Source organism: Carnobacterium viridans, from assembly GCF_900102725.1.
In the GTDB taxonomy this organism is placed as follows: domain Bacteria; phylum Bacillota; class Bacilli; order Lactobacillales; family Carnobacteriaceae; genus Carnobacterium_B; species Carnobacterium_B viridans.
Window position 1 is genome coordinate 2,150,350 of sequence record NZ_FNJW01000008.1, and the last position, 25,342, is coordinate 2,175,691.

Below are 25,342 nucleotides of genomic sequence, written 5' to 3' on the forward strand. Positions count from 1 at the left end.
TGAACGCAAATAAAATTGTAAAGCAAAGATACCTTTTTACCCGTAAAGAAACGCATTCGTTAAAGGGATAGAAAGATTTCTTTTAAGACACAAAAATAATACATGAAATTTTCAAAAAAAAGATTGTCGAAGTATAACTCAGAGTATATAATAATGCTTGCCGTATAAAATTAAAAAGACAAAATGGGTCTTCTTAATCCAGTGAAATAGGGAATGCAAGCGGTTCAATGAATGCTACAATAAAATGAATTTTCAGATAGGATTGGAGGAAGCTTAAATGATAGAGGTAACGTTTACCAAACAAAAAGCACTTATTAGAAAAGCTAGTTCAGAAGATTTGCCAGAAATGGTAGATATCTATAATAAGGCCATACTTACAGGAGGCATCACCTGTGATCTTGATCCATTTACAGTAGAAGAAAGAAAATCATGGTTTGAGTCTCATCAAATAGAAAAATACCCACTGTTCGTTTATGAAGTTGATGGAAAGGTTGCCGGATATAGTCATTTAAGTGGATACCGAGTAGGAAGAAGAGCGGTAGAACAGGTAGCTGAAATTAGTTATTATGTAAATAGTGATTATCGAAAGCGTGGAATTGGATCAAAGTTAGTTGATTATGCGCTACAACAAGCTAAAGAGATTGGTTACTTAAATGTTATTGCGATGATCGTAGAAGGTAATGGAGCAAGTGAATACATTCTTGGGAAATTTGGTTTTCAACAATGGGGAAGAATGCCAAAGATAGCTGATTTTAACGGAGCGTTACATGATCATTTGTATTATGGATTGAAAATCAATTAAAAAACTAAAAAAAGTAGAATTGGATAGCCTTAAAAAGGGATTTGATGCTACTTTTTTTAAAATTCGACTTTAAACGATGAATAGATTTTTATTTAGTTGAATAAATATTCTTTTGACCTGACGGATAATTCAGTGGGAAAACATCTAATAAGTTCGTGTTTATTTAAAAAAAGAGCTGATAGTTTAATAATAATGAAAAAAAGTTTGTGGTTATTGAAAATGTAGTTTTTTTTATAAAAAAACATTGACGATACTCTAAATTCCTGTTATGTTAATACATGTCGCTGAGACAGGTTGAAACAAACCGACACAGCAAAAAAAGAAAAATCAAAAAGTTGTTGACAGACGATCCGCTAGATGTTAGTATTAGTGAGTTGTCACAAACGAAACAACATGCTTTAGACCTTTGAAAACTAAACAAAGTAAGACGAACCAAATGTGAGGGTGACTTAGCAGTGCTAAGTCAACAGTAACAAAAATAGTGAATAATTATTCGCTAGCAATCAATATGAGCTTCAAGCATCATTTTATATGAGAGTTTGATCCTGGCTCAGGACGAACGCTGGCGGCATGCCTAATACATGCAAGTCGAACGCTTTGATTTCACCGGGTGCTTGCACCCACCGAAGTCAAAGAGTGGCGGACGGGTGAGTAACACGTGGGTAACCTGCCCATAAGAGGGGGATAACATTCGGAAACGGATGCTAATACCGCATACTTCTAATCGCCTCCTGGCGAATGGAAAAAAGGTGGCTTCGGCTACCGCTTATGGATGGACCCGCGGCGTATTAGCTAGTTGGTGAGGTAATGGCTCACCAAGGCGATGATACGTAGCCGACCTGAGAGGGTGATCGGCCACACTGGGACTGAGACACGGCCCAGACTCCTACGGGAGGCAGCAGTAGGGAATCTTCCGCAATGGACGAAAGTCTGACGGAGCAATGCCGCGTGAGTGAAGAAGGTTTTCGGATCGTAAAACTCTGTTGTTAGAGAAGAACAAGGATGAGAGTAACTGCTCATCCCCTGACGGTATCTAACCAGAAAGCCACGGCTAACTACGTGCCAGCAGCCGCGGTAATACGTAGGTGGCAAGCGTTGTCCGGATTTATTGGGCGTAAAGCGAGCGCAGGCGGTTCTTTAAGTCTGATGTGAAAGCCCCCGGCTCAACCGGGGAGGGTCATTGGAAACTGGAGAACTTGAGTGCAGAAGAGGAGAGTGGAATTCCACGTGTAGCGGTGAAATGCGTAGATATGTGGAGGAACACCAGTGGCGAAGGCGACTCTCTGGTCTGTAACTGACGCTGAGGCTCGAAAGCGTGGGGAGCAAACAGGATTAGATACCCTGGTAGTCCACGCCGTAAACGATGAGTGCTAAGTGTTGGAGGGTTTCCGCCCTTCAGTGCTGCAGCTAACGCATTAAGCACTCCGCCTGGGGAGTACGACCGCAAGGTTGAAACTCAAAGGAATTGACGGGGACCCGCACAAGCGGTGGAGCATGTGGTTTAATTCGAAGCAACGCGAAGAACCTTACCAGGTCTTGACATCCTTTGACCACTCTAGAGATAGAGCTTTCCCTTCGGGGACAAAGTGACAGGTGGTGCATGGTTGTCGTCAGCTCGTGTCGTGAGATGTTGGGTTAAGTCCCGCAACGAGCGCAACCCCTATTATTAGTTGCCAGCATTCAGTTGGGCACTCTAGTGAGACTGCCGGTGATAAACCGGAGGAAGGTGGGGATGACGTCAAATCATCATGCCCCTTATGACCTGGGCTACACACGTGCTACAATGGATGGTACAACGAGTCGCAAGGTCGCGAGGCCAAGCTAATCTCTTAAAGCCATTCTCAGTTCGGATTGTAGGCTGCAACTCGCCTACATGAAGCCGGAATCGCTAGTAATCGCGGATCAGCACGCCGCGGTGAATACGTTCCCGGGTCTTGTACACACCGCCCGTCACACCACGAGAGTTTGTAACACCCGAAGTCGGTGAGGTAACCCTTTTGGGAGCCAGCCGCCTAAGGTGGGACAGATAATTGGGGTGAAGTCGTAACAAGGTAGCCGTATCGGAAGGTGCGGCTGGATCACCTCCTTTCTAAGGAATATAACGGAAACCCACACATTCGTCTTTACTTTGTTTAGTTTTGAGAGGTCTAATCTTCTCAAAAACGCAACTTTGGTTGCGGCAAGACGTTGTTCTTTGAAAACTGGATAAAGTTAAAAAGTGTAATTCAAGTAACAAACCAGAAACACACCGAAAAGTTTTAAAAAATGAGTTTTTTTAAGGTTCTCATCGAAAGATGAGGTTTAAAAATTAACTGTTAACCATAGGTTAAGTTAATAAGGGCGCACGGTGAATGCCTTGGCACTAGGAGCCGATGAAGGACGGGACTAACGCCGATATGCTTTGGGGAGCTGTAAGTGAGCTTTGATCCAAAGATTTCCGAATGGGGGAACCCAGCATCTTTGATAGGATGTTACTGCTGACTGAATACATAGGTCAGTAGAGGTAGACGCAGAGAACTGAAACATCTAAGTACCTGCAGGAAGAGAAAGAAAAATCGATTCCCTGAGTAGCGGCGAGCGAAACGGGAATAGCCCAAACCAGAAAGCTTGCTTTCTGGGGTTGTAGGACTGAACACATAGAGTCATAAATGAAGTAGGTAGAAGAAGCGACCTGGAAAGGTCTGCCGAAGAAGGTAAAAGCCCTGTAATCGAAACCTATTTCACTCTGATCAGTATCCTGAGTACGGCGGAACACGAGAAATTCCGTCGGAATCCGGGAGGACCATCTCCCAAGGCTAAATACTCCCTAGTGACCGATAGTGAACCAGTACCGTGAGGGAAAGGTGAAAAGAACCTCGGAAGAGGAGTGAAATAGCCCCTGAAACCGTGTGCCTACAAATAGTTAAAGCCCGTTAATGGGTGATAGCGTGCCTTTTGTAGAATGAACCGGCGAGTTACGATCCCATGCGAGGTTAAGTTGATGAGACGGAGCCGCAGCGAAAGCGAGTCTGAATAGGGCGAATGAGTATGTGGTCGTAGACCCGAAACCAAGTGATCTACCCATGTCCAGGTTGAAGGTGCGGTAATACGCACTGGAGGACCGAACCCACGTATGTTGAAAAATGCGGGGATGAGGTGTGGGTAGCGGAGAAATTCCAATCGAACTTGGAGATAGCTGGTTCTCTCCGAAATAGCTTTAGGGCTAGCCTCGGAATTAGAATCATGGAGGTAGAGCAACTGTTTGGACTAGGGGCCCTTCTCGGGTTACCGAATTCAGATAAACTCCGAATGCCATTGATTTATATCCGGGAGTCAGACTGCGAGTGATAAGATCCGTAGTCGAAAGGGAAACAGCCCAGACCACCAGCTAAGGTCCCAAAGTTTATGTTAAGTGGAAAAGGATGTGGAGTTGCTTAGACAACTAGGATGTTGGCTCAGAAGCAGCCATCATTTAAAGAGTGCGTAATAGCTCACTAGTCGAGTGACCCTGCGCCGAAAATTTACCGGGGCTAAACATAACACCGAAGCTGTGGATAGAACCATTGGTTCTATGGTAGGAGAGCGTTCTAAGGGCGTTGAAGCTAGATCGTGAGGACTAGTGGAGCGCTTAGAAGTGAGAATGCCGGTATGAGTAGCGAAAGACGGGTGAGAATCCCGTCCACCGAATGACTAAGGTTTCCTGGGGAAGGCTCGTCCTCCCAGGGTTAGTCGGGACCTAAGTCGAGGCCGAATGGCGTAGACGATGGACAACAGGTTGAGATTCCTGTACCAGTTGGTTTTGTTTGAACAATGGAGGGACACAGTAGGCTAAGGAATACGCGCTGTTGGATATGCGCGTCCAAGCAACAAGTTTTGAAGTGAGTCAAATGCTTGCTTCTTTAAGAACAAGTTGTGATGGGGAGGGAAATTAAGTACCGAAGTTCCCGATGTCACACTGTCAAGAAAAGCTTCTAGTTAGAAACCAACTGCCCGTACCGCAAACCGACACAGGTAGTCGAGGAGAGAATCCTAAGGTGTGCGAGAGAACTCTCGTTAAGGAACTCGGCAAAATGACCCCGTAACTTCGGGAGAAGGGGTGCTGACCAATTGGTCAGCCGCAGTGAATAGGCCCAGGCGACTGTTTATCAAAAACACAGGTCTCTGCAAAATCGTAAGATGACGTATAGGGGCTGACGCCTGCCCGGTGCTGGAAGGTTAAGAGGATGGGTTAGCTCTCGGGCGAAGCTCAGAATTGAAGCCCCAGTAAACGGCGGCCGTAACTATAACGGTCCTAAGGTAGCGAAATTCCTTGTCGGGTAAGTTCCGACCCGCACGAAAGGCGTAACGATCTGGGCACTGTCTCAACGAGAGACTCGGTGAAATTATAGTACCTGTGAAGATGCAGGTTACCCGCGACAGGACGGAAAGACCCCATGGAGCTTTACTGCAGTTTGATATTGAGTGTTTGTACAGCTTGTACAGGATAGGTAGGAGCCATTGAAGCCAGGACGCCAGTCTTGGTGGAGGCGTTGGTGGGATACTACCCTTGCTGTATGACCACTCTAACCCACAGCCCTTATCGGGCTGGGAGACAGTGTCTGACGGGCAGTTTGACTGGGGCGGTCGCCTCCTAAAGTGTAACGGAGGCGCCCAAAGGTTCCCTCAGAATGGTTGGAAATCATTCGCAGAGTGTAAAGGCATAAGGGAGCTTGACTGCGAGACCTACAAGTCGAGCAGGGACGAAAGTCGGGCTTAGTGATCCGGTGGTTCCGCATGGAAGGGCCATCGCTCAACGGATAAAAGCTACCCTGGGGATAACAGGCTTATCTCCCCCAAGAGTCCACATCGACGGGGAGGTTTGGCACCTCGATGTCGGCTCATCGCATCCTGGGGCTGTAGTCGGTCCCAAGGGTTGGGCTGTTCGCCCATTAAAGCGGTACGCGAGCTGGGTTCAGAACGTCGTGAGACAGTTCGGTCCCTATCCGTCGCGGGCGTAGGAAATTTGAGAGGAGCTGTCCTTAGTACGAGAGGACCGGGATGGACACACCTCTGGTGTACCAGTTGTTCTGCCAAGGGCATTGCTGGGTAGCTATGTGTGGACGGGATAAACGCTGAAAGCATCTAAGCGTGAAGCCCCCCTCAAGATGAGATTTCCCATCACGTAAGTGAGTAAGACCCCTGAGAGATGATCAGGTAGATAGGTTGGAAGTGGAAGTATAGCGATATACGGAGCGGACCAATACTAATCGGTCGAGGACTTAACCAAAGCAAGACCCGGTGTACGAAGGTAAGCAAACGAAACACACTTTAGACTTTATCCAGTTTTGAGAGTCCAACGGACTTTCGATTGACATTGTGTGGTGATGAAGGCAAGAAGGTCACACCTGTTCCCATGCCGAACACAGAAGTTAAGCTTCTTAGCGCCGATGGTAGTGAAGGGATTCCCTTTGTGAGAGTAGGACGTTGCCACACAAATTAGAAAAAAGACATCATCCTCGGATGGTGTCTTTTTTTAGTTGGAATTTTTCTAATGCTTTACGGTTGTATGATAAATGGTATGGCTGCTTCAAAAAAATTTCCTTCTGGAATGGACGGGTTTCTTTGTGGAGGATGGACCGCTTGAAAATCTAGATTTTTACAGGATTCAGGATTCAAAGAAATCGTAATCGCTGAAACGTTAATAATTTCAAATTCTCATTGAAATCTATACAGGACTACAAATAACTCTATTCTTTTTAGAAATTAGAAATTTTAAGCACAGACAATTTTATTCAACCAAAAGACACCCTTGGGTATTGAATAGTTCATTGTCCAAGGATATCTTTGTACGTTATGTTTAAATTTTTATGAGCGAGGATTGTCTAGTAAAACAGTGTTCTTAATATCTTCAACTGTCTTGGTCCCAGCAAGCTGCATAACAATCTCAAGTTCATGTTTAAAATGATCAAAAACTGATTTTACACCTTGAGAACCACCTAAAGCTAAGCCATAAATGGCTGGACGACCAATTGCAACTAAATCAGCACCACTAGCTAAAGCTTTAAAGACATGTTGGCCTCTACGTACGCCACTATCAAAAACAACAGGTACTTTTTTATCAACAGCTTCAGCAACACTTTGTAATGAGTCAAATGCAGCAGGACCGCCATCTAACTGACGTCCACCATGATTAGTTACCCAAATACCACCGGCACCAGAGGCAAGAGAAATTAAAGCGTCTTCAGCTGATTGTACGCCCTTAACAAAGACAGGCAAGCCAGAGTAAGATGCAATAAATTCAACATCTTTAGGGCTAAGCACTTGTTTAGAAGAGCCATAAACAGAATCCATGGAGTGTCCAACACCTGATTGATAAGCTTGAACGATTGGCATACCTAGAGGAAAAACAAAACCATTTCGTTTGTCAGCTTCACGATTTCCTCCAACAGTTGCATCTGCTGTTAATACGATCGCTTTTACCCCATTAGCTTTGGTTTCATCCAAAATATCTCGGTTAATGCCATCGTCTTTACTCATATAAAATTGGAACCATTGTGGAGCACCAGCACCAGCTTCTGAAATTTCTTTGAATGGTTTATTGGCGTATGAGCTGATAGTCATGATGGATCCAGATTCAGCCACAGCTTTTGCAGTAGCAGGTTCAGCTGCTGCGTTAGCAAGACCATGTGCAGCGACCGGAGCCATAATGATAGGTGTAGCTAAATCGCACCCAAAAATAGATGTATGTTGATTAGGGTGCTCAATATTTTTTAATACACGAGGAACAATTAGTTTATGATTAAAAGAGTCAATATTTTGTTTGATTGTCCACAAGTCTCCAGCCCCACTTGAAATGTAACCATAACCGCCTTTTGGAATGACTTTTTCAGCTTCTAACTCGAGATCAAAAACATTTATGATATCTAATGGTTTTTCTGCTTCACTCGCTTTATAAGGAACTTGGTTGGCGTAGGCTGATTCTTCTTTTATATTATCTGAGGAATGAGTTATTTGTACATCTTTTTCAACTTCTGTCATGGTATTCCCTCCAAAAAGTTATAGTTGATGTTAGGGCTAAGTTTACCACTCTAGAAGAAAAATTCAATTTTTAAGAGTAAATTATGATTAGTTTAATGAGAATTTGTTTATTGTATTGAACTAATGATTTGCTGAAGCTAAAATTAAAATGATTAAAAGTGTTGTAAATAATTCAGTAGTTTCAAAGAACTATTATTCTACTTTTGACAAAAGTTTGTCTCATTAGGACGATGGATAAAAAAAAGGTTGACAAATGGTGATAGATTACTTACTATTTATAACCAATAATGTTATAATATTATGAAAGAGGTGAAGAAGATATGATAACCATTAAAGATGAAGAAAAGAGTGTCTATTGTGAATCTAAGCAAAAAAAGATTTGCCCTAAATTTGAACATACATTTGCCATTTTAGGTAAAAAATGGATGGGACTTATCATTGAAGTGTTATTAGAAGGTCCTCAACGCTTTAAAGATATAGCAGCTACTATTCCAAACGTAAGCGATCGTGTGTTGGTCGAACGTCTAAAAGAGCTTGAACAAGAAGGTCTTGTAGCTCGTACGGTTGATCCAGATGCGACGATGAGAGTGGCGTATAGTTTAACTGAAAAAGGCCAGGCTTTAAAAGTAGTGATGGCTGATGTTCAAACTTGGGCTGACGAATGGATTTGTGAGAAATAAACACAATCTTATTGGAAAGTACTTGACCTTTAAGTCAAGACTACGTTAAACTAAACCAGTATGTAAAAAATGAATAATTAAAAACTGTGATGGAAAAGAGTAATTTGGATAATCTGAATCAGAGAGCAAGTGTCATTGGCTGAAAACACTTGAATAGAAAACCAAATGAACGTTCACTTCCTGAGTTGACTTTGGGAATTACACTAAGCTAGCTAAATGTAATGAATAAAGTTCCGGTATACGCCGTTATGTAAATGAAGTGTGGATGTTGCGTATGCATCATTCAAACAAGGGTGGTACCGCGAACGTAGCCTCGTCCCTTTTTAGGGATGAGGCTTTTTGTGTGCTTTAAAATAACTTAGTGTACATGCAGTGAGAGTTGTAACGATAAACTTATTTAAAGGGGAATTAGAATGGACTTAAAAGACAATTTACAATTGTTAAGTAAAGAAGCTGTAGAAAAAATTGAAGCAGCTTCAGATTTAAAAGAACTTGGTCAAGTACGTGTAGCTTACTTAGGGAAAAAAGGACCAATTACTGAAATATCTAAAGGAATGAAGACTGTTTCTTCTGAAGAACGTCCTATCTTAGGTGCACTTGTAAATGAAGTCAGAAATGAAATTACTTCAAATTTAGAAACAAAAAAAGCACGATTAGAGATGGAAAAAATTAACCGTGATTTAGAAAGTGAAGCCATTGACGTAACCTTGCCTGGCAGCTCGGTAGCGGTTGGTCAATCACATGTATTGACTCAGATCATGGAAGAGATTGAAGATCTATTTATTGGAATGGGCTATCAAATTATAGAAGGGCCAGAAGTTGAAGAAGATAGTTACAACTTCGAACGAATGAATTTGCCTAAAGATCATCCTGCTCGGGATATGCAAGATACGTTTTATATTACAAATGAGATTCTATTGCGTACGCATACTTCACCTGTTCAAGCTCGTACTATGGATAAACATGATTTTTCAAAAGGTCCACTAAAAATGATCAGTCCTGGGAAGGTTTATCGCCGAGATAGCGATGACGCAACTCATTCTCATCAGTTCCATCAAATGGAAGGTCTGGTGATTGCTAAAGATATTACAATGGGAGATCTAAAAGGAACGTTAGAAGTGTTTGCTAAAAAATTATTTGGTGCGGAGCGTGAAATACGTTTGCGTCCTAGTTACTTCCCGTTTACTGAACCTTCTGTAGAAGTAGATGTTAGTTGTTTCAAATGCAGTGGAAAAGGTTGTAATGTATGTAAACATACTGGTTGGATTGAAATTCTGGGTGCGGGTATGGTTCATCCAAACGTACTTGAAATGTCTGGAATCGATGCAACGATTTATAGTGGTTATGCATTTGGCTTAGGTCCGGATCGTGTAGCCATGTTAAAATACGGAATTGATGATATTCGTCATTTTTATCAAAATGATGTTCGTTTCTTAAATCAATTCAAGGTAAAGGAGTAAGACTATGAATGTATCTTATCAATGGTTAAAAGAATATTTAGATTTATCAAAAGTAACACCTGATGCACTAGCAGATAAAATGTCACGTACTGGAATTGAGATTGAAGATGTCGCTATTCCAGAAACAGGATTGAAAAAAATAGTTGTTGGTCATGCGGTAGTAGTAGTGGACCATCCAGATTCTGATCATCTACACGTTTGCCAAGTAGATATCGGAGAAGAAGAATTGTCTCAAATCGTTTGTGGTGCACCTAATATTGCTGCTGGTCAAAAAATTATTGTGGCATTACCTGGATCTCGAATTACAGGAAATGCAAAAATCAAAAAAGGGAAGATGCGTGGTCAAGTATCGAATGGAATGGTCTGCTCATTAGCTGAATTAGGTTTCTCTGAAAAAGTGATTCCAAAAAAATATGCAGATGGTATTTATATCTTGCCAGAAGATGCAGTAGCAGGAAAGCCTGTGTTTCCTTATCTTGCAATGGATGATGCGATTCTAGAATTATCAATTACACCTAACCGTGCAGATGCACTAAGCATGCGTGGAGTTGCTCATGAAGTTGGAGCAATTTACGATCAACAACCTAAATTTCCATCTTTTGAATTAACAGAAGATGAATCAGATTCAGTTGAAAACTATCTTAAAGTGGTTGTAGAAAATAGTCAAGATACGCCAAGCTATACTATTCGCATTGTCAAAGATGTTAAAGTTGCTGAAAGTCCAATGTGGCTGCAAACAAAATTAATGAATGCAGGTATTCGTCCGTTGAATAATGTAGTAGACATTACCAATTATATTCTATTAGAATATGGACAACCATTGCATGCATTTGATTACGATCAATTGCAATCAAAAGAAATCGTCGTTCGCAAAGCTGATGATGGAGAAGCTTTAACAACTTTAGATGGAGAAGAACATTCCTTAACTTCTGAAGATATTGTAATCACAAACGGCTCTGTTCCAGTAGCGTTGGCAGGAATAATGGGTGGGCTGGATTCAGAAATTGAAGACACCACTGTAACAGTCGCTATTGAAGCAGCTGTCTTTAACCCAATTTCCGTTCGTAAAACAGCAAAACGATACAATTTAAGAAGTGAATCAAGTTCGCGTTTTGAAAAAGGGATCAATCTTTCTACGATTACAACTGCTGGAGATCATGCTGCAGCGTTAATAGCTGAATTAGCTGGTGGAACAGTAGTAGCTGGAACGTCTTCTCAATCTGTTTTGGAGATCCAGGACAAAGTTGTCTCTATTACATTAAATAGAATCAACCGTTCATTAGGAACGACTATTACCATTGAAGAAGTGAAAGCTATTTTCGACCGTCTAGGATTTAGCGTTGTAGAAAAAGAGGGTTTGTTTGAAGTAGCTATTCCACCACGTCGTTGGGATATTGAAATTGAAGCAGATTTAGTGGAAGAAGTGGCTCGTATTTTTGGTTACGATAATTTACCTTCGACTTTACCAATAAGTCCAGCTCAGCCTGCAGCTTTAGATAATAAACAACGTCTTGTGCGTCATACGCGCCGTTTCTTAGAAGGAGCAGGATTATCACAAGCCATCAGTTACGTATTAACAACTCCAGAAAAAGCAACACAATATATGATGCGTGAGAGTAAAACAACACAATTAGAAATGCCTATGAGTGAAGATCGCAGTACATTACGAATGAATTTATTAAGTGGTCTATTAGATAATGTTAGTTACAATAAAGCACGTAAAAATAAAAATGTCGCTCTATATGAAATTGGCCGTGTGTTCTATAAAGAAGAAAGCCAAGTATTGCCAATTGAAGAAGAACATTTGGCAGGTGTATTGACTGGATCTTTACTAGAAAAAGATTGGAAAGGTCAACCAAAAAAAGTTGATTTCTTTGTTCTGAAAGGTATTTTAGAAGGGTTAACAGCTTCATATGGCTTAACTGAGAAGATTACTTTTGTTGTAGACAAACAGCGTGACGGCATGCACCCAGGACGTACTGCTGCTGTTTACCTAGGAGAAAAGGAAATCGGGTTTGTTGGTCAAATTCATCCTTTGGCAGCAAAAGCGTATGAATTAGATGAAACGTACGGTTTTGAATTGAATCTACAGGCTATTGTAGAAGCTGAAAAAGAATCGACTGTTTATGAAGCTATTCCGAAATTCCCAGGAATGACGAGGGATATTGCTTTATTAGTAGATAAAACTATTACAAATCAACAATTAGTAGATTTAATTTATAAAAAAGGCGGCAAATATTTAGCTAACGTACGGTTGTTTGATATTTATCAAGGCGAGAATATTGAAGAGGGCAAGAAATCAATGGCTTATACACTGTCCTACTTAAATCCTACTGCAACAATGGTGGAAGAAGAAGTGTCAAAAGCTTACGATAAAGTAACAAGTGCGTTAATAGAAGAATACCAAGTCGTTGTACGTTAAGTTTCATTAGAATGATAAAATCATTCCAATGAGCTGAGTGTATCAATGTTAAACAATTTTTTTGAAAAATAACGAAAAGAGTCTTGCTAACAGCAAGGCTTTTTTGTTATGCTAACAAGCACGAAACAAAAAGATTAGTTTATTTTTTGTGAGCTATCTAGAAATATAGGCAATTCAGGAGGAACTGTATGAAAAAGAACGAATTGAAAAAAGAAGTAAGTGGAATCACAGCGTTGACCGTTTTAGTAGGAACAGTTATAGGGGCTGGTATATTTTTTAAACCAACAGCTGTTTACGGCGCATCTGGTGCTCCTGGATTAGGCTTATTGGCTTGGTTTGTAGCTGGTATCATCACAATGGCTGGCGGACTAACAGTTGCCGAAATTGGAACGATTTATCCTCAAACAGGTGGAATGATGATTTATTTAGAAAAAGTATATGGAAGATGGCTGGGATTTCTAGTTGGGTGGGCTCAAATGATCATCTATTATCCAGCGAACGTAGCCGCACTAACTATTATTTTTGCTACTCAATTTGTTAATTTATTTGCATTATCCGATAATATAATTGTACCGATAGCTATTATAACTGCTATTCTTTTAATGGGTATAAATTTTTTAGGAACCAAATATAGTGGGCGGATCCAAACAGCCGCAACTATTTTGAAGTTGATTCCCATTTTAGTTATTATTGTAGCAGGGCTGCTTTATCCTGGCGGAGGTGTAGTAAGACTAATCCCACTTTCAGTAGAAAGTCATCCAGTTTTGACTAGTTTTGGTTCTGCTCTTGTTGCAACTTTATTCGCCTATGATGGATGGATCAATGTAGGGACGCTTGCTGGAGAAATGAAGAGTCCTGGTAAAATGCTGCCAAAAGTGATTATTGGTGGATTATTAATTGTTATGACTGTTTACGTATTGATAAATATTGCCTATTTATTTGTCTTGGATAGTACTCAGCTAGCTGGAACGGATACACCTGCAGCTCTAGTGGCTTCATATCTTTTTGATGGAATCGGCAGCAAATTAGTAACGATAGGAATATTGATCTCTGTATTCGGAGGAATAAATGGGTATATCATTTCTGGACTACGAGTTCCTTATGCTTTAGCAACTCAAAAAATGCTGCCATTTAGTAATTGGTTTGCTAAAGTCAACGCTAAAACCAATTTACCAATTAATGGAGGACTAGTTATCTTAGGAATTGCCATCTTAATGATTTTAACAGGGCAGTTCAATCAACTAACAGATTTAATTGTTTTTGTCATTTGGATTTTTATAACGTTAACGTTCATTGCGGTTATCATCTTAAGAAAAACTCAGCCAAACATTGAACGACCATACAAGGTTCCTTTATACCCAATCATTCCATTAGTTGCTATAATTGGAGGATTATATATTGTTATTAATACTTTAATCGTACAGCCAGAAAATGCCTTTATTGGGATTTTTCTAACACTTATTGGGATACCTGTTTATCTCTATTGCAAAAAGAAATATGGAATACCTGAAAAAGAATAAATGACCTAAAAAACCTCTACTCACTGAAGAACAGTGAATAGAGGTTTTTTAGGATGTGTGATCAGCGCAAGCCACTGATTTTTTTTGCTTTTTCTGTATTCGCAAAATGTAACTTAGCATACTTTCTAAGCAGCGGGATTCCGCCTTGTTTTAAAAGTTTTGCAGCAACTAAATCGCTATTGCTGCCAGCACCAGATGGAATTTTGAAACCTGCTTTTGCGCTCAATTCATCAAGACCTTTTAAAAAGGCATAACGAGCAATAATAGAAGCCGCCGCTACAGCTAAATGATGGCCTTCACCTTTAGTTTGAAAGTAAACAGACTCTTTTATTTGATTTGGCTGATCGCTGATGTGTTTAAAATAAGTTGCAGGGTGCTCAAATTGATCGATTAAAATGCCATTTGGTTTTTGAGGGTTGATTTTTTTGAGGACATTTCCTAATGCCTGATTATGTAAAACAGCCTTCATTTTACCTTGTGTCATCGTGGGCTGAATAGTATTGTATTTTTCAGGCATAACATTTAATAAGCTGTGTGGTAAGAAAGTAACCAAGTCTTTTGCTACACGAATAATTTCAGTATCCTTCATATCCTTCGAATCGCGTACGCCTAATTCCTTTAACAAAGCAAGTTGAGCATGGTCGGCATAAGCTGCAACAACCGTTAATGGTCCAAAATAACTTCCGGTTCCGACTTCATCACTCCCAATAACTGACCAACGACTAAAATCTTTTGGTAAAGGGGTATTCAAAGATGAAGCGGACGATTCTTTTTTTTTTGGTGGGACGATTGATGCTTTAGATTTCCAAATAGCAGCTTCTTTTTCAAAACCTGCTCCTTGAAATAAGACTTTACCCGAGTTATATCCCGTTACATTTACAGCTCCTTTTTTAGCAGCAAAAAAAGCACCAGGAGGAGTAGAGGATTTCAAGCAAGTAGTGTAATACTGTTTCATATCTGTTAAGGTTTCTTTGGAAACCAAGAGTACTTCATTAGACATTCTGTCACTCATTTCTTCATTAATTAATCATCTAACTTGTAGTTTACCATATAATTTCATTTGAAATGGGCAAGATATTAAAATGAAATGAAAAAATGTGCAACTATTAGGTGATTCATGGTAAAATAAGGGAAATGTAATTTTTAGGAGGGACTGCCATGTTAAAAGGGAAAATTCGATATAAAACTACAATAGCAGGAAGACCCTATACGATTATCGGAGCTAGACCCGAAGAACACATGCGGTCAGTATCTAAAATGGTAAATGAGCAAATGCAACAAATTGAATCATTATCAAAAGGTTTAGACCCCGAACGTAGAGCAGTTTTAGTAGCGGTTAATGCTGTATCGGATCAAATTGAACTACAAATAAAACTAGATGCTATGCAAAAAGAACTAGCGGAATTAGAAAAGAAATTACAGAAAGATCAGGAATCTAAAATAAACGAAGAATAAATTCCTGAATAAAGGTGATCAGTATGTTAATGACAGTCCTTATAGTGTTAATTTTGGCCATGGGAGCTTACAGTGGTGCTAGGAGAGGGTTAGTCCTTCAATTCGTTTTTACAATCGGTTACTTTGTTTCATACTTATTGGCAAGAAATTATTATCAACTGTTAGGATCGCATTTAGAATTAATCGTTCCTTATCCATCAGCTACCGAAAGTAGTCAATTTGTTTTTTATGACCAAGCCCTAGGATTTAATCTAGATGGTGCTTTTTATAACGGTGTCGCATTTATCACCATCTTATTTGTAGGTTGGTTGATTACTCGATTTGTAGGTGGCCTATTGAATGCTGTGACGCTTATTCCTGTTATCAAGCAACTAAATACTCTAGGTGGAGCATTATTAAATGTTATTGTTTCTTACATCGCTATCTTTATCGTTTTGTTTTTATTAACAATGGTTCCGGTAGATGCTATTCAAGAATCATTTAATAATAGCTGGTTAGCGCGTACAATAGTAGAAGATACACCAGTCATCTCAGCACAACTGTATAATTGGTGGATAGAATCGTCATTGAAGTAAGAAATATAGATAAATAGGTAAACGAAAGACTTCTCGTCAAATGGTGTGGATAGGAGAAAATAACATTTCTTCTGGAATAGAGGGATTTGCTTGTGGAGAGCCACGGGTTCCAATGCAAGCTACAAGCAAACCCTATACCTCCAGAATTTTCGTGCCATTAATTTAACTAAGCTAGCAACACTAAAAAGTATAGAGCCAAAAAAAATCGTTTCTCTTAAACTAGGGGGACGATTTCTTAATGTGAACGATATGAGAGCTTTACTTTGCAATGAATTAAAACTTGTAATAAAAGTATAATGAAGTGAGAGGTGAAATGCATGAACAAAAAAATTCTTCAAACATTAGAATTCAGTAAAATTATCCAAGCAGTTGCTAATCTTGCTGCTTCTGATTTAGGGAAAGAACAAGTTTTAACGTTAGCCCCCTCAATTGATAAAGAAGAAGTTGAATTATGGCAAGATGAAACCGAAGATGGCACAAAAATTATAAAATTAAGAGGCAGTATGCCTATTCCAAAGTTACAAAACGTTCGTCCACATTTAAAACGGTTGGATATCGGTGCTAGCTTAAATGGATTAGAAATTGCTCAAATCGGAAAAATCTTGCGTACGACTACTGAATTAAACCGCTTTTTTGAGAATTTAAAAGAATCAGGTATTGAGATGAATCGTTTATATGATTTGGCTGATAACTTTGTTACAACGCCAACTTTGAATCAGTTGATTCGTGAAACGGTAGATGAAGATGGCCATATTTTAGATGATGCAAGTCCTGCTTTAAAAGGGATTCGCACTGGCATCAAAAGAGGAGAAAATAATGTTCGTGAAAAGCTAGATGGAATTGTTCGCGGAAAAAGTGCTCAATATTTGAGCGATGCCATTATTACTATTCGTAATGATCGTTATGTTATCCCCGTTAAACAAGAATACCGTAGTCATTTTGGTGGTGTAGTCCACGATCAAAGTTCAACGGGCCAAACATTATTTGTTGAACCACAAAGCGTAGTTGAGTTGAATAATCGCTTGCGCCAACTTCAAATTGAGGAACGACGTGAAGTGGATCGTATCTTAGCTGAAATTTCGAATGAAATCGCTCCGTATAGCAAAGATATTTTAAATAACATGTTTTTATTAGGTAAGCTGGATTTTATTGGTGCAAAAGCAAGTTATGCAAAAAACGTGGCCGCGAATAGACCACTAATCCATGAAGATAACGAAGTGAAGCTATTAAGTGCAAGGCATCCTTTATTGGATCCAGAGACTGTAGTTGCAAACGATATTTTAATTGGCGGAGAAAATCAAGCCGTTATTATTACAGGACCAAATACCGGTGGGAAAACGATTATTTTGAAAACATTAGGGTTGCTTCAATTAATGGGACAAGCTGGGTTACAAATACCCGCTTCTTCGGAGAGTCAAATTGGATTGTTTACTGAAATATTTGCTGATATTGGAGATGAACAATCTATTGAACAGAGTTTAAGTACCTTTTCTTCTCACATGACAAATATCGTTTCTATACTAGACCGCATGGATAACAAAAGTTTGATTATCTTTGATGAATTGGGAGCAGGGACAGACCCTCAAGAAGGTGCTGCACTTGCTATAGCTATTCTAGACAAGGTCGGTGCTGTGGGTAGTTATGTCATGGTGACGTCTCATTATCCTGAATTAAAAGCATATGGCTATAACCGTCCACAAACAATTAATGCGAGTATGGAATTCGATGTTAACACTTTGAGCCCAACTTATCGACTATTGATAGGTGTTCCAGGTCGAAGTAATGCTTTTGAGATCTCTAAGCGATTAGGTTTGAGTGAAGAGGTTATTGATACTGCTCGCCAACTGATTGATGGAGAAAGTCAAAATTTAAATGAAATGATCTCTGATCTAGAAAATAGACGCAAAATGGCAGAAACAGAGTATCTTGAAGTGCGTCATTATGTTGATGAAGCAGAGCAATTGCATATGGATCTGCAAACAGCAGTACAGCAGTTTTATGCTGAACGTGAAGAATTGATGAAAAAAGCACGCGAAAAAGCCAATAGTCTCGTAGAAGAAACAGAAGAGACAGCTGATCAGATTATTAAAGATTTACGCAAAAAACAAATTCAAGGGCATGTTGAAAATGTGAAAGAGCATGAACTAATTGATGCAAAAACACAGCTATCTGGATTAAGACAAGAAGAAGCATTAGCGAAAAATAAGGTGTTAAAAAAAGCTAAAGCGAAACAAGTGATGAAACCTGGTGATGATGTGATGGTTCAATCATTTGGCCAAAAAGGTGTATTAATGGAACGAGCAGATAAAAACCATTGGGTCGTTCAAATGGGAATGTTGAAAATGAAACTTAAAGAAAGTGATCTAATATTAACGGAACCAGAAAAAGAACCGAATCGTAAAATGATTGCATCTGTACGCTCAGAGTCAAACAGTCATGTTTCGCCTCAGCTAGATTTAAGAGGTGAGAGGTATGAAAATGCCTTAGCTGAGCTGGATCGTTATCTTGACGCCGCTCTTTTAGCCAACTACCCTCTAGTTACTATTGTACATGGAAAGGGAACTGGAGCTATCCGACAAGGTGTAACAGATGCGTTGAAAAGACATCCTTCGATAAAAGAATTCCATTATGCTCCACCTAACCAAGGAGGAAATGGTGCTACAATCGTAGAATTTAAATCTTAAGCATTTGGGTAGATATAAAAAGTTATTTTTGATATAATAATCAAACAATATAACTTACTATTAATAAGTTGTAAAAATGTAATTAGGAGGAATAGTAATGGTACAAGCAGTAACTGACGCAACTTTTGAAACAGAAACTAAAGATGGTTTAACGATTACAGATTTTTGGGCAACATGGTGTGGACCTTGTCGCATGCAGTCGCCAGTATTAGAAGAACTTGATGAAGAAATTGGGGATCAAGTAAAAATTGTCAAAATGGATGTTGATGCTAATCCAGAAGTTCCCAGTTCATTTGGAATTATGAGCATTCCTACTCTATTAGTAAAAAAAGATGGAGAAGTTGTTGAAAAATTAATTGGTTACCACAATAAAGAACAAATAGAAGATGTCATCGCTAAATACAAATAAGCAACGAAAAAAGGGATTGAAACAAAATGTTTCAATCCCTTTTTTGGCTCTATATTTTTTAGTGTTGATAGCTTAGTTAAATTGGTTACAAGATATTTCTGGAGGAATAGGGTTTGCTTGTAGCCATGCACTGGATTCAATGCGAATTATAAAGCGTTAGAGCTTCAGCGATTACGCTTTATTTGAGGCTTGAAAGCTCTGAAGACTACAGGCTTCAGACGTTCCCATGGCTCTCCACAAGCAAACCCGTCTATTCCAGAAGAAATTTTGATTTGTTCTATCAGCACCATTTAATGAAGAGTCCTTCTTTGTTGCTTCTGTTAAAAGTTAGGTACTTTTAATGATTAAATCTTTTGTATGAGCATTCATATAATAAAGAACTTCTTTTTTTAGCTCTTCTATTAATGAAAGATCTTCGATTGCTTCTAATAAATTAAAGCCTTTTTGTATCCATCCTTCTGTTTCAGTAGTAGACTTTTTCAATTTAGTTAGTATAATCCCTTTTCGTACGTATACAACGCCGAGTATCCGGTACCTTCCTTTTTCCTTGCTTAATCTGATCAAAGAATCTGATTTTTCCAGCGCTTGTTGGTAATTATGATTTTCCATTAGTAAATAAATGAGGTTCATAGAGTAAGCTAATTTTAATTCTATTGCCTCATGAAAATGTTTGTAATGCTCTAATTCAATCAATGCGCGTTTTGAAATGAAATGGGAAGTATCAAAATTAAAGAAAAAAAGAATATTGTTCAACAAACGTAATTCAATTAAGTACCATTTATCAAGCTGAGCAATACGATGCCAAACTTTTTCGGCATAGGGTGCTGCTTGTGATAAATCATTGGTTTTTGAAAGGGTGATAAGTGCATCACAAATATAAAAAATATCTTGTACAACGTTATCTTCATGTTCATTTAAATAATTCTTTGTTGTTTCTCTAATGTTCATTAAGGTATTTAAATCGTTATTTACAGCCATTGTTTTAAATTGATATAAAATAGCATCCTTTCCTTTTAATTGATAGTGGTTATGAATGTAATTAAATTCTTCATGAGTCATATCTAAATTATTCAAAATTTGAAAATATTTAGTAATAGTTGGAACAATACTATCCGATTCAAATTTTGTATATGTTGAACGTGCCATAGCTTCTTTCGCCACATATTGTTGAGTGTAACCTTTATTTTCTCTTATTTTTTTAAATTCTTTGCCAAAACTTTGACGAATATGTGTCATAAATTAAATCATCTCCTAATAAAAAAATGTGATTATATGAACATTATATAAGATAGTATAAATCATTTGCTATAATTAAGTCAAAGTTAGGAGGGATTGCATGAAAAAGATATTAAAAAAATTAGTATTATTTTTGCCGGTAATCTGGTTCATGGGCGGTGGGGGCTAGTAGCAGTTTAAACTAGTTACTCTGGCATTTCCTTAATTCTTAGTCAGTTTGTAGAATTAGTAAGGGTCAGTTTATTTAACGTACTCTTACTAATTCATTGGATAACAAATGGATCTTTCAGTATTAAGTTAAGGAGGTACGCTATGGAAGCAAATAAAGTAAAAGTAAGAAATAGTTATGCTTATATTCTTGAAGGAAAAAATAGTTGCGATACTTTACTGGTAGACGAGGAAGACTTGATTGAAAATGCTGATGGAATCCTTGATTGCCCTCTTGATAGTGTGCTAAGAAAAAACAAATTATCTTTAAGTGATTTAAATGATATGAAAACTACAAGGTTGTTATTTGTAAAATTAGATGAGAATAAAACTATCATACTGAATACTATCAGTCTCAATATAAATATTTAAAAGAGGTAAAATTAAATAAGTGGTTTTTAAAGCGTTGATACAAATTTAACGCTTTTTTGCTGTTTAAAAAAAGCTATTCTTGCTACACTTATGTAGACTAGTGGATATTGAGATTAATAATAAAAATAGTAAGGATGATGATTTATTGAAAGGTATATCGATTAAGACAGAGGATGGCAATCTTTATTGCAAGGTAAGCGGGATGGGCGACCCTTTGCTTTTACTGCACGGCAATAGAGAAAATCACCAAATATTTGAACACCAATTCTCTTATTTCAGTAAACATTTTCAAGTTATTGCATTAGATACAAGAGGACATGGACGTTCAGATCATGGAAAAGGACTATTAACGTTTCAAAAAATTGCTCAAGATATTTTAGCTGTATTACGATACTTTAATCTATCGACAGTGAATATCATAGGTTTTAGTGATGGTGGAAATATAGCATTGTATTTTGGTAGCCACTATCCTGAAAACGTGACTAAACTTATTGTGATCGGTGCTAACTATAAAGTGAATGGCTTGAAAAAAAATTCTTTAGCTGAAGTAAAAAGAGATTATGTGTTGTTCACCGTTTTAGGCCGCTTTTATATGAAAGCGGCAAGAAAGAGACAAATCATTGATCTCATGTGGCATCAATTAGATTTAAATTCTGCTGTTTTAACGGCTATAGAAGCTCCTACACTAATAGTAGCAGGTGAGAATGATGTTATTAAAGAAAGTCATACTAGGAAAATCCATGAACTGATTGCCAATAGTGAATTAGTGATTGTGCCAAAAGCAAGCCATTTTCTAATGGTTGAAAGGTATGAAGAGTTTAATCAATTTGCAACGGCATTTTTGCTGAATGAAAAACGTTTCAATAAAAATTAAAGCTAGAAAAATAGATAATCTAGTTTCGAGATAATTTCTTGGAAAATTTTAGCTTTTTAAATTATACTAATGAAGAAAAGTTAGGTTAAAAGAGTGAAGCAAAAGAATAATTCAAGTGATTTATTTTTATTATTTCATCTAGTTTAGATAACTAGGTTGAATAGTAATCGGAACTGTGTTATCCTGTTGTTAAATATAGATTAACTTACGATCAAAAAGAAAAAATAACTGACAAAGTTCTTTTGGGACCCTACTAATTGCTAGATTTTTTCAAGGAGGAAATAGAATGAACGAAGAAGCAGTGTATACAAAAAAATATTTAATCACCAACGAGGTACTCAATGCAGTAACTCATGGTATAGGAGCTCTCTTGAGTATTGTTGGAATGATTCTATTAATCATGAAGGCAGTCAATACAGGGACTACTTTAGAATTAGTTTCTTATTGTATTTACGGAACATCACAATTTCTCCTTTATTTATGTTCAACTCTTTATCATAGTTTGATTTTTACTCGTGCAAGAAAACTGTTCAAGATTTTCGATCATTGTAGTATTTTCTTACTAATTGCTGGTTCTTATACTCCTATTTCACTTATCACAATTGGTGGGAAAACGGGTTGGGCATTGTTTGGAGTTGTATGGGCAATTGCTATATTTGGAATTGTTTACAAATGTCTTTGGATTGAGAAATTCAAAAAAATGTCGACACTGCTATATATTGGTATGGGATGGCTAAGCATGTTTGCAATCAAGCCTATGTATATTGGACTAGGATTTAATGGCTTCGCTCTACTATTAGCTGGTGGACTTTCATTTACCATAGGAACTATTTTTTACAGTATGAGAAATGTTAAGTACATGCATGTCTTGTGGCATTTATTTGTTTTAGCAGGTACTGCGTTCATTTACTTTTCCATCTTACTCTATGCTTAAAAAAGAAACTTAAAGAAAATAGACTATTTTCTTTAAGTTTCTTTTTTTATGTTTATTTACAAAAGAGTTGTATAATAAGACAGCTGAATAAAAATATACAAGGAGGAATGACATGAGTATCGGTTATGCTTGTTTAACTGTAGGCGTTCCAAATACAGGCTTTAAAACTTGTCGTAAAGCAAATGCCACTGAAGAAAAGCTAAAAGAATTAATAGATTTTAACTTAACTTCACTAGAAAGATTGATTGATTACAATATAAAAAGTAATATCAAATTATTTCGTATTAGTTCAGATATCATTCCTTTTGGATCTAGTCCAGTAAATACACTAGCTTGGTGGGAACTGTTTAAACCACAATTTGAAAAAATCGGGAGTAAAATCAAATCTAGCGGTATGCGAGTTTCTATGCATCCTGGTCAGTATACAGTACTGAATTCACCGGATAAAGATGTTGTATCACGAGCGGTTGAAGATTTGAACTACCATACAAGATTTTTAGACAGTCTTGGAGTAGGATCTGCGCATAAAATCATTTTGCATATTGGTGGGGTTTATCAAGAAAAAGAAAAAGCTATGGAACGATTTGTTGAAAATTATCAGACGTTATTGTCAGATGCAGTAAAGAAACGCTTAGTTATTGAGAATGATGATCGGTCCTATACGGTTTCTGAAGTCTTGACGATTAGTCAAGTTACAGGTGCTCCTGTTATTTATGATAATCTTCATAATGCGATTAATACAAGCGATGTTACAAAAGATGATGCTTATTGGATTGAACTAACTCGAAAAACATGGAAATCTGAAGACGGACGTCAAAAAATTCATTATTCTCAGCAAAGTCCAATGAATCGAATAGGGGCGCATACTCAGACAATTGCAATTGAGCCATTTTTAAATTTTTACTATCAAGTATCAAGAGAAGATTTGGATATTATGTTAGAAGTAAAAGATAAAAATCTTTCTGCTGTAAAATGTATTACTGCGACAACAGAGCAACCACATATTAACTTGCTTGAAAAAGAATGGAGCTTGTATAAATACAGTGTTTTAGAAAGATCACCGAAATTATATGATGACATCAGACAGTTGTTAAAAGATAAAAGTAGTTTTCCTGTACTTGATTTTTATCAGTTACTAGACCAAGCAATAGCCACGGAAGTCACGACAGGAACAGCTGTAAATGCTGCCAGCCATGTGTATGGCTATTTTAAAAAAGAAGCAACAGAAAAAGAAAAAGCAGCTTTTTTAAAGCAGCTTGAAAAAGTTGAACAATCAAAGGGCTCTATAAAAGCACTAAAAAAAATATTGTGGAACTTAGCTGTACTTTACAATCAGCCTTACTTACTTCAGTCCTACTATTTTGTATTTTAAAAATGAAAATTGGTGTGAAGGCTTGATGATGGAAATGAAATGCAGTATACTAATTTATTGTATCGAGCATTGGCTTGAATAGTTCACATATGAAAGAGGAAAAAATATGAATATACAAAAAATTATTGCCTTAGTTATTTTACTTTCTGGAATTATTTTACTTTTTTATGGGTTTATAGAAAGCAATCAAATTTCGTTAATTACCGGAATTGCTTTAATCGTAATTACAATCTTAGATTATATGAAATTAAAAAACAGGAAAAAATAGCTCCTAAACTATCTACTTCTAAATGATCTTTTGTAATAAAAAGAAAGTATAAAATAGTTAGTGTGTTTCAGAATTAAGTGTGGTATACTAATAGATGTAGATGTACGTGGTGTTTCACTTTTTAGAGGTCAAACGATTGTTTTTTCTTGTGTTTAAATAAGGTATAGGTTCGAATCCTATCTTCTACATTTTCAACTACCTTTGTGTAAAGGTAGTTTTTTTTTGTTTTAAAAAGCCGTTTAAGATTGGGTTCACTAAATTGCTAAACGGATTGTTTGGGTACCCCTTCTTTATTTGGTATGATTATAGTGTGCAATTAACTATGATAGGAGGACGAATACGTATGGTAAAAAATTTCAAAGGTGCTTACCAATCTGTTGAGGAAGCAGCTGCTCAAGTTGAACATTTAATTACAGAAGGCTATCAACCTGAGGATATTACTGTGGTCACTCATAAAGAAAATAAAGGTACGATTGAAAGTTTAACTATTGCCGAAGTGGATCCTATTCTTAATAAACAAAATAAATCAGTATGGGATCGAGTTAGAGATACCTTTAATGAGGCAGAGGATACTAATCCCCTTAAAAAATATAAGTTAGACCCTGCTATTACTCAAAGGTACAATACAGCAATAAGAAATGGCGGTTATGTTATTATCACTGAAGAATCAGAGACGAACAAAACCAATCAAAATCTGACACGTAATCCAGTCAAGGAAAAAAAAGATCCTACTATATCAACAATTGGTGAAGTTTCAGTATCAGTAAAAGGTAAGATTCCAGAGGGGGGCACTAAAATTCCTACAGTAGATGGGATTCCCTTGAAGGAAACAGATGGAACATTTGGTGGAAATCATCCAACTGATAATCCAAGTATGCCTTCTACTCCTGGAACAGATCAACAAAGAGATAGTCGAGTAGATCAATAAATTAGAAAAAAAAGCAAATTGAGACAACAGTCTCAAATTGCTTTTTTTAGTTTGACTTAAAAGTTAAGCAAGAATACACAGAAATTTTATAGGTAATAATGGTTTAACTATAAAAATTCTGTTAGACTTACTATCTAATTACATAGTT

18 protein-coding genes, 3 rRNA genes and 1 other annotated feature are annotated in these 25,342 nt (G+C 37.6%); of the genes, 18 read left to right on the forward strand and 3 right to left on the reverse strand.

What is annotated here, in order from left to right; translation table 11 throughout:
- The first annotated feature begins 277 nt into the window (after positions 1-277).
- From BLT48_RS11850 to rrf, 4 genes are all read left to right on the forward strand, one after another.
- Positions 278-802, forward strand: a complete 525-nt coding sequence (locus BLT48_RS11850) for a GNAT family N-acetyltransferase (protein WP_089978192.1) — start codon at positions 278-280, stop codon at positions 800-802.
- Between the two features lie 527 nt (positions 803-1,329).
- Positions 1,330-2,891: ribosomal RNA gene (locus BLT48_RS11855) — 16S ribosomal RNA — on the forward strand.
- A 235-nt stretch (positions 2,892-3,126) separates the two neighbouring features.
- A 23S ribosomal RNA gene (locus BLT48_RS11860) occupies positions 3,127-6,047 on the forward strand.
- A 90-nt stretch (positions 6,048-6,137) separates the two neighbouring features.
- Positions 6,138-6,253, forward strand: a 5S ribosomal RNA gene (gene rrf, locus BLT48_RS11865).
- Together the 16S, 23S and 5S rRNA genes form the textbook arrangement of a ribosomal RNA operon.
- Positions 6,254-6,625: 372 nt before the next feature.
- Here rrf and BLT48_RS11870 read toward each other — a convergent pair.
- The gene (locus tag BLT48_RS11870) at positions 6,626-7,798 is read right to left on the reverse strand and encodes an alpha-hydroxy-acid oxidizing protein (protein WP_244885824.1); all 1,173 of its coding nucleotides are present in this window, start codon (positions 7,796-7,798) and stop codon (positions 6,626-6,628) included.
- A gap of 320 nt (positions 7,799-8,118) precedes the next feature.
- Here BLT48_RS11870 and BLT48_RS11875 point away from each other — a divergent pair, with 320 nt between their 5' ends.
- The 4 genes from BLT48_RS11875 (at position 8,119) to BLT48_RS11890 (ending at position 13,880) form a co-directional block, all read left to right on the forward strand.
- Positions 8,119-8,478: a winged helix-turn-helix transcriptional regulator gene (locus BLT48_RS11875; RefSeq protein ID WP_035021722.1), complete on the forward strand. Its 360-nt coding sequence runs from the start codon at positions 8,119-8,121 to the stop codon at positions 8,476-8,478.
- Positions 8,479-8,555: 77 nt separating this feature from the next.
- Positions 8,556-8,802: a binding site (T-box leader), on the forward strand.
- Positions 8,803-8,891: 89 nt separating this feature from the next.
- Positions 8,892-9,938: a phenylalanine--tRNA ligase subunit alpha gene (pheS, locus tag BLT48_RS11880; protein WP_089978195.1), complete on the forward strand. Its 1,047-nt coding sequence runs from the start codon at positions 8,892-8,894 to the stop codon at positions 9,936-9,938.
- A gap of 4 nt (positions 9,939-9,942) precedes the next feature.
- On the forward strand, positions 9,943-12,360 hold the full coding sequence (gene pheT, locus BLT48_RS11885; RefSeq protein WP_089978198.1) for a phenylalanine--tRNA ligase subunit beta: 2,418 nt from the start codon (positions 9,943-9,945) through the stop codon (positions 12,358-12,360).
- A gap of 188 nt (positions 12,361-12,548) precedes the next feature.
- Positions 12,549-13,880, forward strand: a complete 1,332-nt coding sequence (locus BLT48_RS11890; protein WP_089978202.1) for an APC family permease — start codon at positions 12,549-12,551, stop codon at positions 13,878-13,880.
- 61 nt (positions 13,881-13,941) lie between these two features.
- On the opposite strand, the gene rnhC is transcribed toward BLT48_RS11890, so the two are convergent.
- Positions 13,942-14,880 carry a ribonuclease HIII gene (gene rnhC / locus BLT48_RS11895; protein ID WP_089978205.1) on the reverse strand — a complete coding sequence of 313 codons (939 nt, stop codon included), beginning with the start codon at positions 14,878-14,880 and terminating at the stop codon, positions 13,942-13,944.
- Between the two features lie 158 nt (positions 14,881-15,038).
- On the opposite strand from rnhC, the gene BLT48_RS11900 reads away from it, so the two are divergent.
- The 4 genes from BLT48_RS11900 to trxA all read left to right on the forward strand — a co-directional run bounded on the left by BLT48_RS11900 (position 15,039) and on the right by trxA (position 19,003).
- Positions 15,039-15,335, forward strand: a complete 297-nt coding sequence (locus tag BLT48_RS11900) for a cell division protein ZapA (protein WP_035021728.1) — start codon at positions 15,039-15,041, stop codon at positions 15,333-15,335.
- Positions 15,336-15,364: 29 nt separating this feature from the next.
- Complete coding sequence (locus BLT48_RS11905; protein ID WP_226776709.1) at positions 15,365-15,910, forward strand: CvpA family protein; 546 nt, start codon at positions 15,365-15,367, stop codon at positions 15,908-15,910.
- A 317-nt stretch (positions 15,911-16,227) separates the two neighbouring features.
- A complete protein-coding gene (locus tag BLT48_RS11915; RefSeq protein ID WP_089978213.1) occupies positions 16,228-18,594 on the forward strand; it encodes an endonuclease MutS2 in 2,367 nt (788 codons plus the stop codon).
- Positions 18,595-18,691: 97 nt separating this feature from the next.
- Entirely contained in the window at positions 18,692-19,003 is a 312-nt protein-coding gene (gene trxA, locus BLT48_RS11920) for a thioredoxin (protein ID WP_089978218.1), read from the forward strand.
- A gap of 327 nt (positions 19,004-19,330) precedes the next feature.
- Here the strand turns inward: trxA and BLT48_RS11925 are convergent, their stop codons facing one another.
- A complete protein-coding gene (locus BLT48_RS11925; RefSeq protein ID WP_089978222.1) occupies positions 19,331-20,239 on the reverse strand; it encodes a helix-turn-helix domain-containing protein in 909 nt (302 codons plus the stop codon).
- A gap of 312 nt (positions 20,240-20,551) precedes the next feature.
- Between BLT48_RS11925 and BLT48_RS11930 the strand changes: the two genes are divergently transcribed.
- The 6 genes from BLT48_RS11930 to BLT48_RS11955 all read left to right on the forward strand — a co-directional run bounded on the left by BLT48_RS11930 (position 20,552) and on the right by BLT48_RS11955 (position 25,194).
- The gene (locus tag BLT48_RS11930) at positions 20,552-20,818 is read left to right on the forward strand and encodes a hypothetical protein (RefSeq protein WP_035021736.1); all 267 of its coding nucleotides are present in this window, start codon (positions 20,552-20,554) and stop codon (positions 20,816-20,818) included.
- A gap of 100 nt (positions 20,819-20,918) precedes the next feature.
- On the forward strand, positions 20,919-21,692 hold the full coding sequence (locus BLT48_RS11935; RefSeq protein WP_244885825.1) for an alpha/beta fold hydrolase: 774 nt from the start codon (positions 20,919-20,921) through the stop codon (positions 21,690-21,692).
- Between the two features lie 286 nt (positions 21,693-21,978).
- Positions 21,979-22,626 (forward strand): PAQR family membrane homeostasis protein TrhA, encoded by a 648-nt coding sequence (gene trhA / locus BLT48_RS11940; RefSeq protein WP_035021738.1) that lies wholly within the window; start codon positions 21,979-21,981, stop codon positions 22,624-22,626.
- 112 nt (positions 22,627-22,738) lie between these two features.
- On the forward strand, positions 22,739-23,998 hold the full coding sequence (gene uvsE, locus BLT48_RS11945; protein WP_089978226.1) for a UV DNA damage repair endonuclease UvsE: 1,260 nt from the start codon (positions 22,739-22,741) through the stop codon (positions 23,996-23,998).
- A 106-nt stretch (positions 23,999-24,104) separates the two neighbouring features.
- Positions 24,105-24,266, forward strand: coding sequence for a UV damage endonuclease UvsE (locus tag BLT48_RS11950; protein ID WP_035021740.1), 162 nt, complete (start codon positions 24,105-24,107; stop codon positions 24,264-24,266).
- Positions 24,267-24,609: 343 nt separating this feature from the next.
- Positions 24,610-25,194, forward strand: a complete 585-nt coding sequence (locus tag BLT48_RS11955; RefSeq protein ID WP_176944126.1) for a general stress protein — start codon at positions 24,610-24,612, stop codon at positions 25,192-25,194.
- The last annotated feature ends 148 nt before the right edge of the window (positions 25,195-25,342 follow it).

Coding starts and splice junctions, on each gene's coding strand:
- BLT48_RS11850 (WP_089978192.1), top strand. CDS start 278: ATGATAGAGGTAACGTTTACCAAACAAAAAGCACTTATTAGAAAAGCT.
- BLT48_RS11875 (WP_035021722.1), top strand. CDS start 8,119: ATGATAACCATTAAAGATGAAGAAAAGAGTGTCTATTGTGAATCTAAG.
- uvsE (WP_089978226.1), top strand. CDS start 22,739: ATGAGTATCGGTTATGCTTGTTTAACTGTAGGCGTTCCAAATACAGGC.
- trxA (WP_089978218.1), top strand. CDS start 18,692: ATGGTACAAGCAGTAACTGACGCAACTTTTGAAACAGAAACTAAAGAT.
- BLT48_RS11905 (WP_226776709.1), top strand. CDS start 15,365: ATGACAGTCCTTATAGTGTTAATTTTGGCCATGGGAGCTTACAGTGGT.
- BLT48_RS11870 (WP_244885824.1), bottom strand. CDS start 7,798: ATGACAGAAGTTGAAAAAGATGTACAAATAACTCATTCCTCAGATAAT.
- BLT48_RS11950 (WP_035021740.1), top strand. CDS start 24,105: ATGAATATACAAAAAATTATTGCCTTAGTTATTTTACTTTCTGGAATT.
- rnhC (WP_089978205.1), bottom strand. CDS start 14,880: ATGTCTAATGAAGTACTCTTGGTTTCCAAAGAAACCTTAACAGATATG.
- pheS (WP_089978195.1), top strand. CDS start 8,892: ATGGACTTAAAAGACAATTTACAATTGTTAAGTAAAGAAGCTGTAGAA.
- BLT48_RS11890 (WP_089978202.1), top strand. CDS start 12,549: ATGAAAAAGAACGAATTGAAAAAAGAAGTAAGTGGAATCACAGCGTTG.
- pheT (WP_089978198.1), top strand. CDS start 9,943: ATGAATGTATCTTATCAATGGTTAAAAGAATATTTAGATTTATCAAAA.
- BLT48_RS11930 (WP_035021736.1), top strand. CDS start 20,552: ATGGAAGCAAATAAAGTAAAAGTAAGAAATAGTTATGCTTATATTCTT.
- BLT48_RS11915 (WP_089978213.1), top strand. CDS start 16,228: ATGAACAAAAAAATTCTTCAAACATTAGAATTCAGTAAAATTATCCAA.
- BLT48_RS11925 (WP_089978222.1), bottom strand. CDS start 20,239: ATGACACATATTCGTCAAAGTTTTGGCAAAGAATTTAAAAAAATAAGA.
- BLT48_RS11900 (WP_035021728.1), top strand. CDS start 15,039: ATGTTAAAAGGGAAAATTCGATATAAAACTACAATAGCAGGAAGACCC.
- trhA (WP_035021738.1), top strand. CDS start 21,979: ATGAACGAAGAAGCAGTGTATACAAAAAAATATTTAATCACCAACGAG.
- BLT48_RS11955 (WP_176944126.1), top strand. CDS start 24,610: ATGGTAAAAAATTTCAAAGGTGCTTACCAATCTGTTGAGGAAGCAGCT.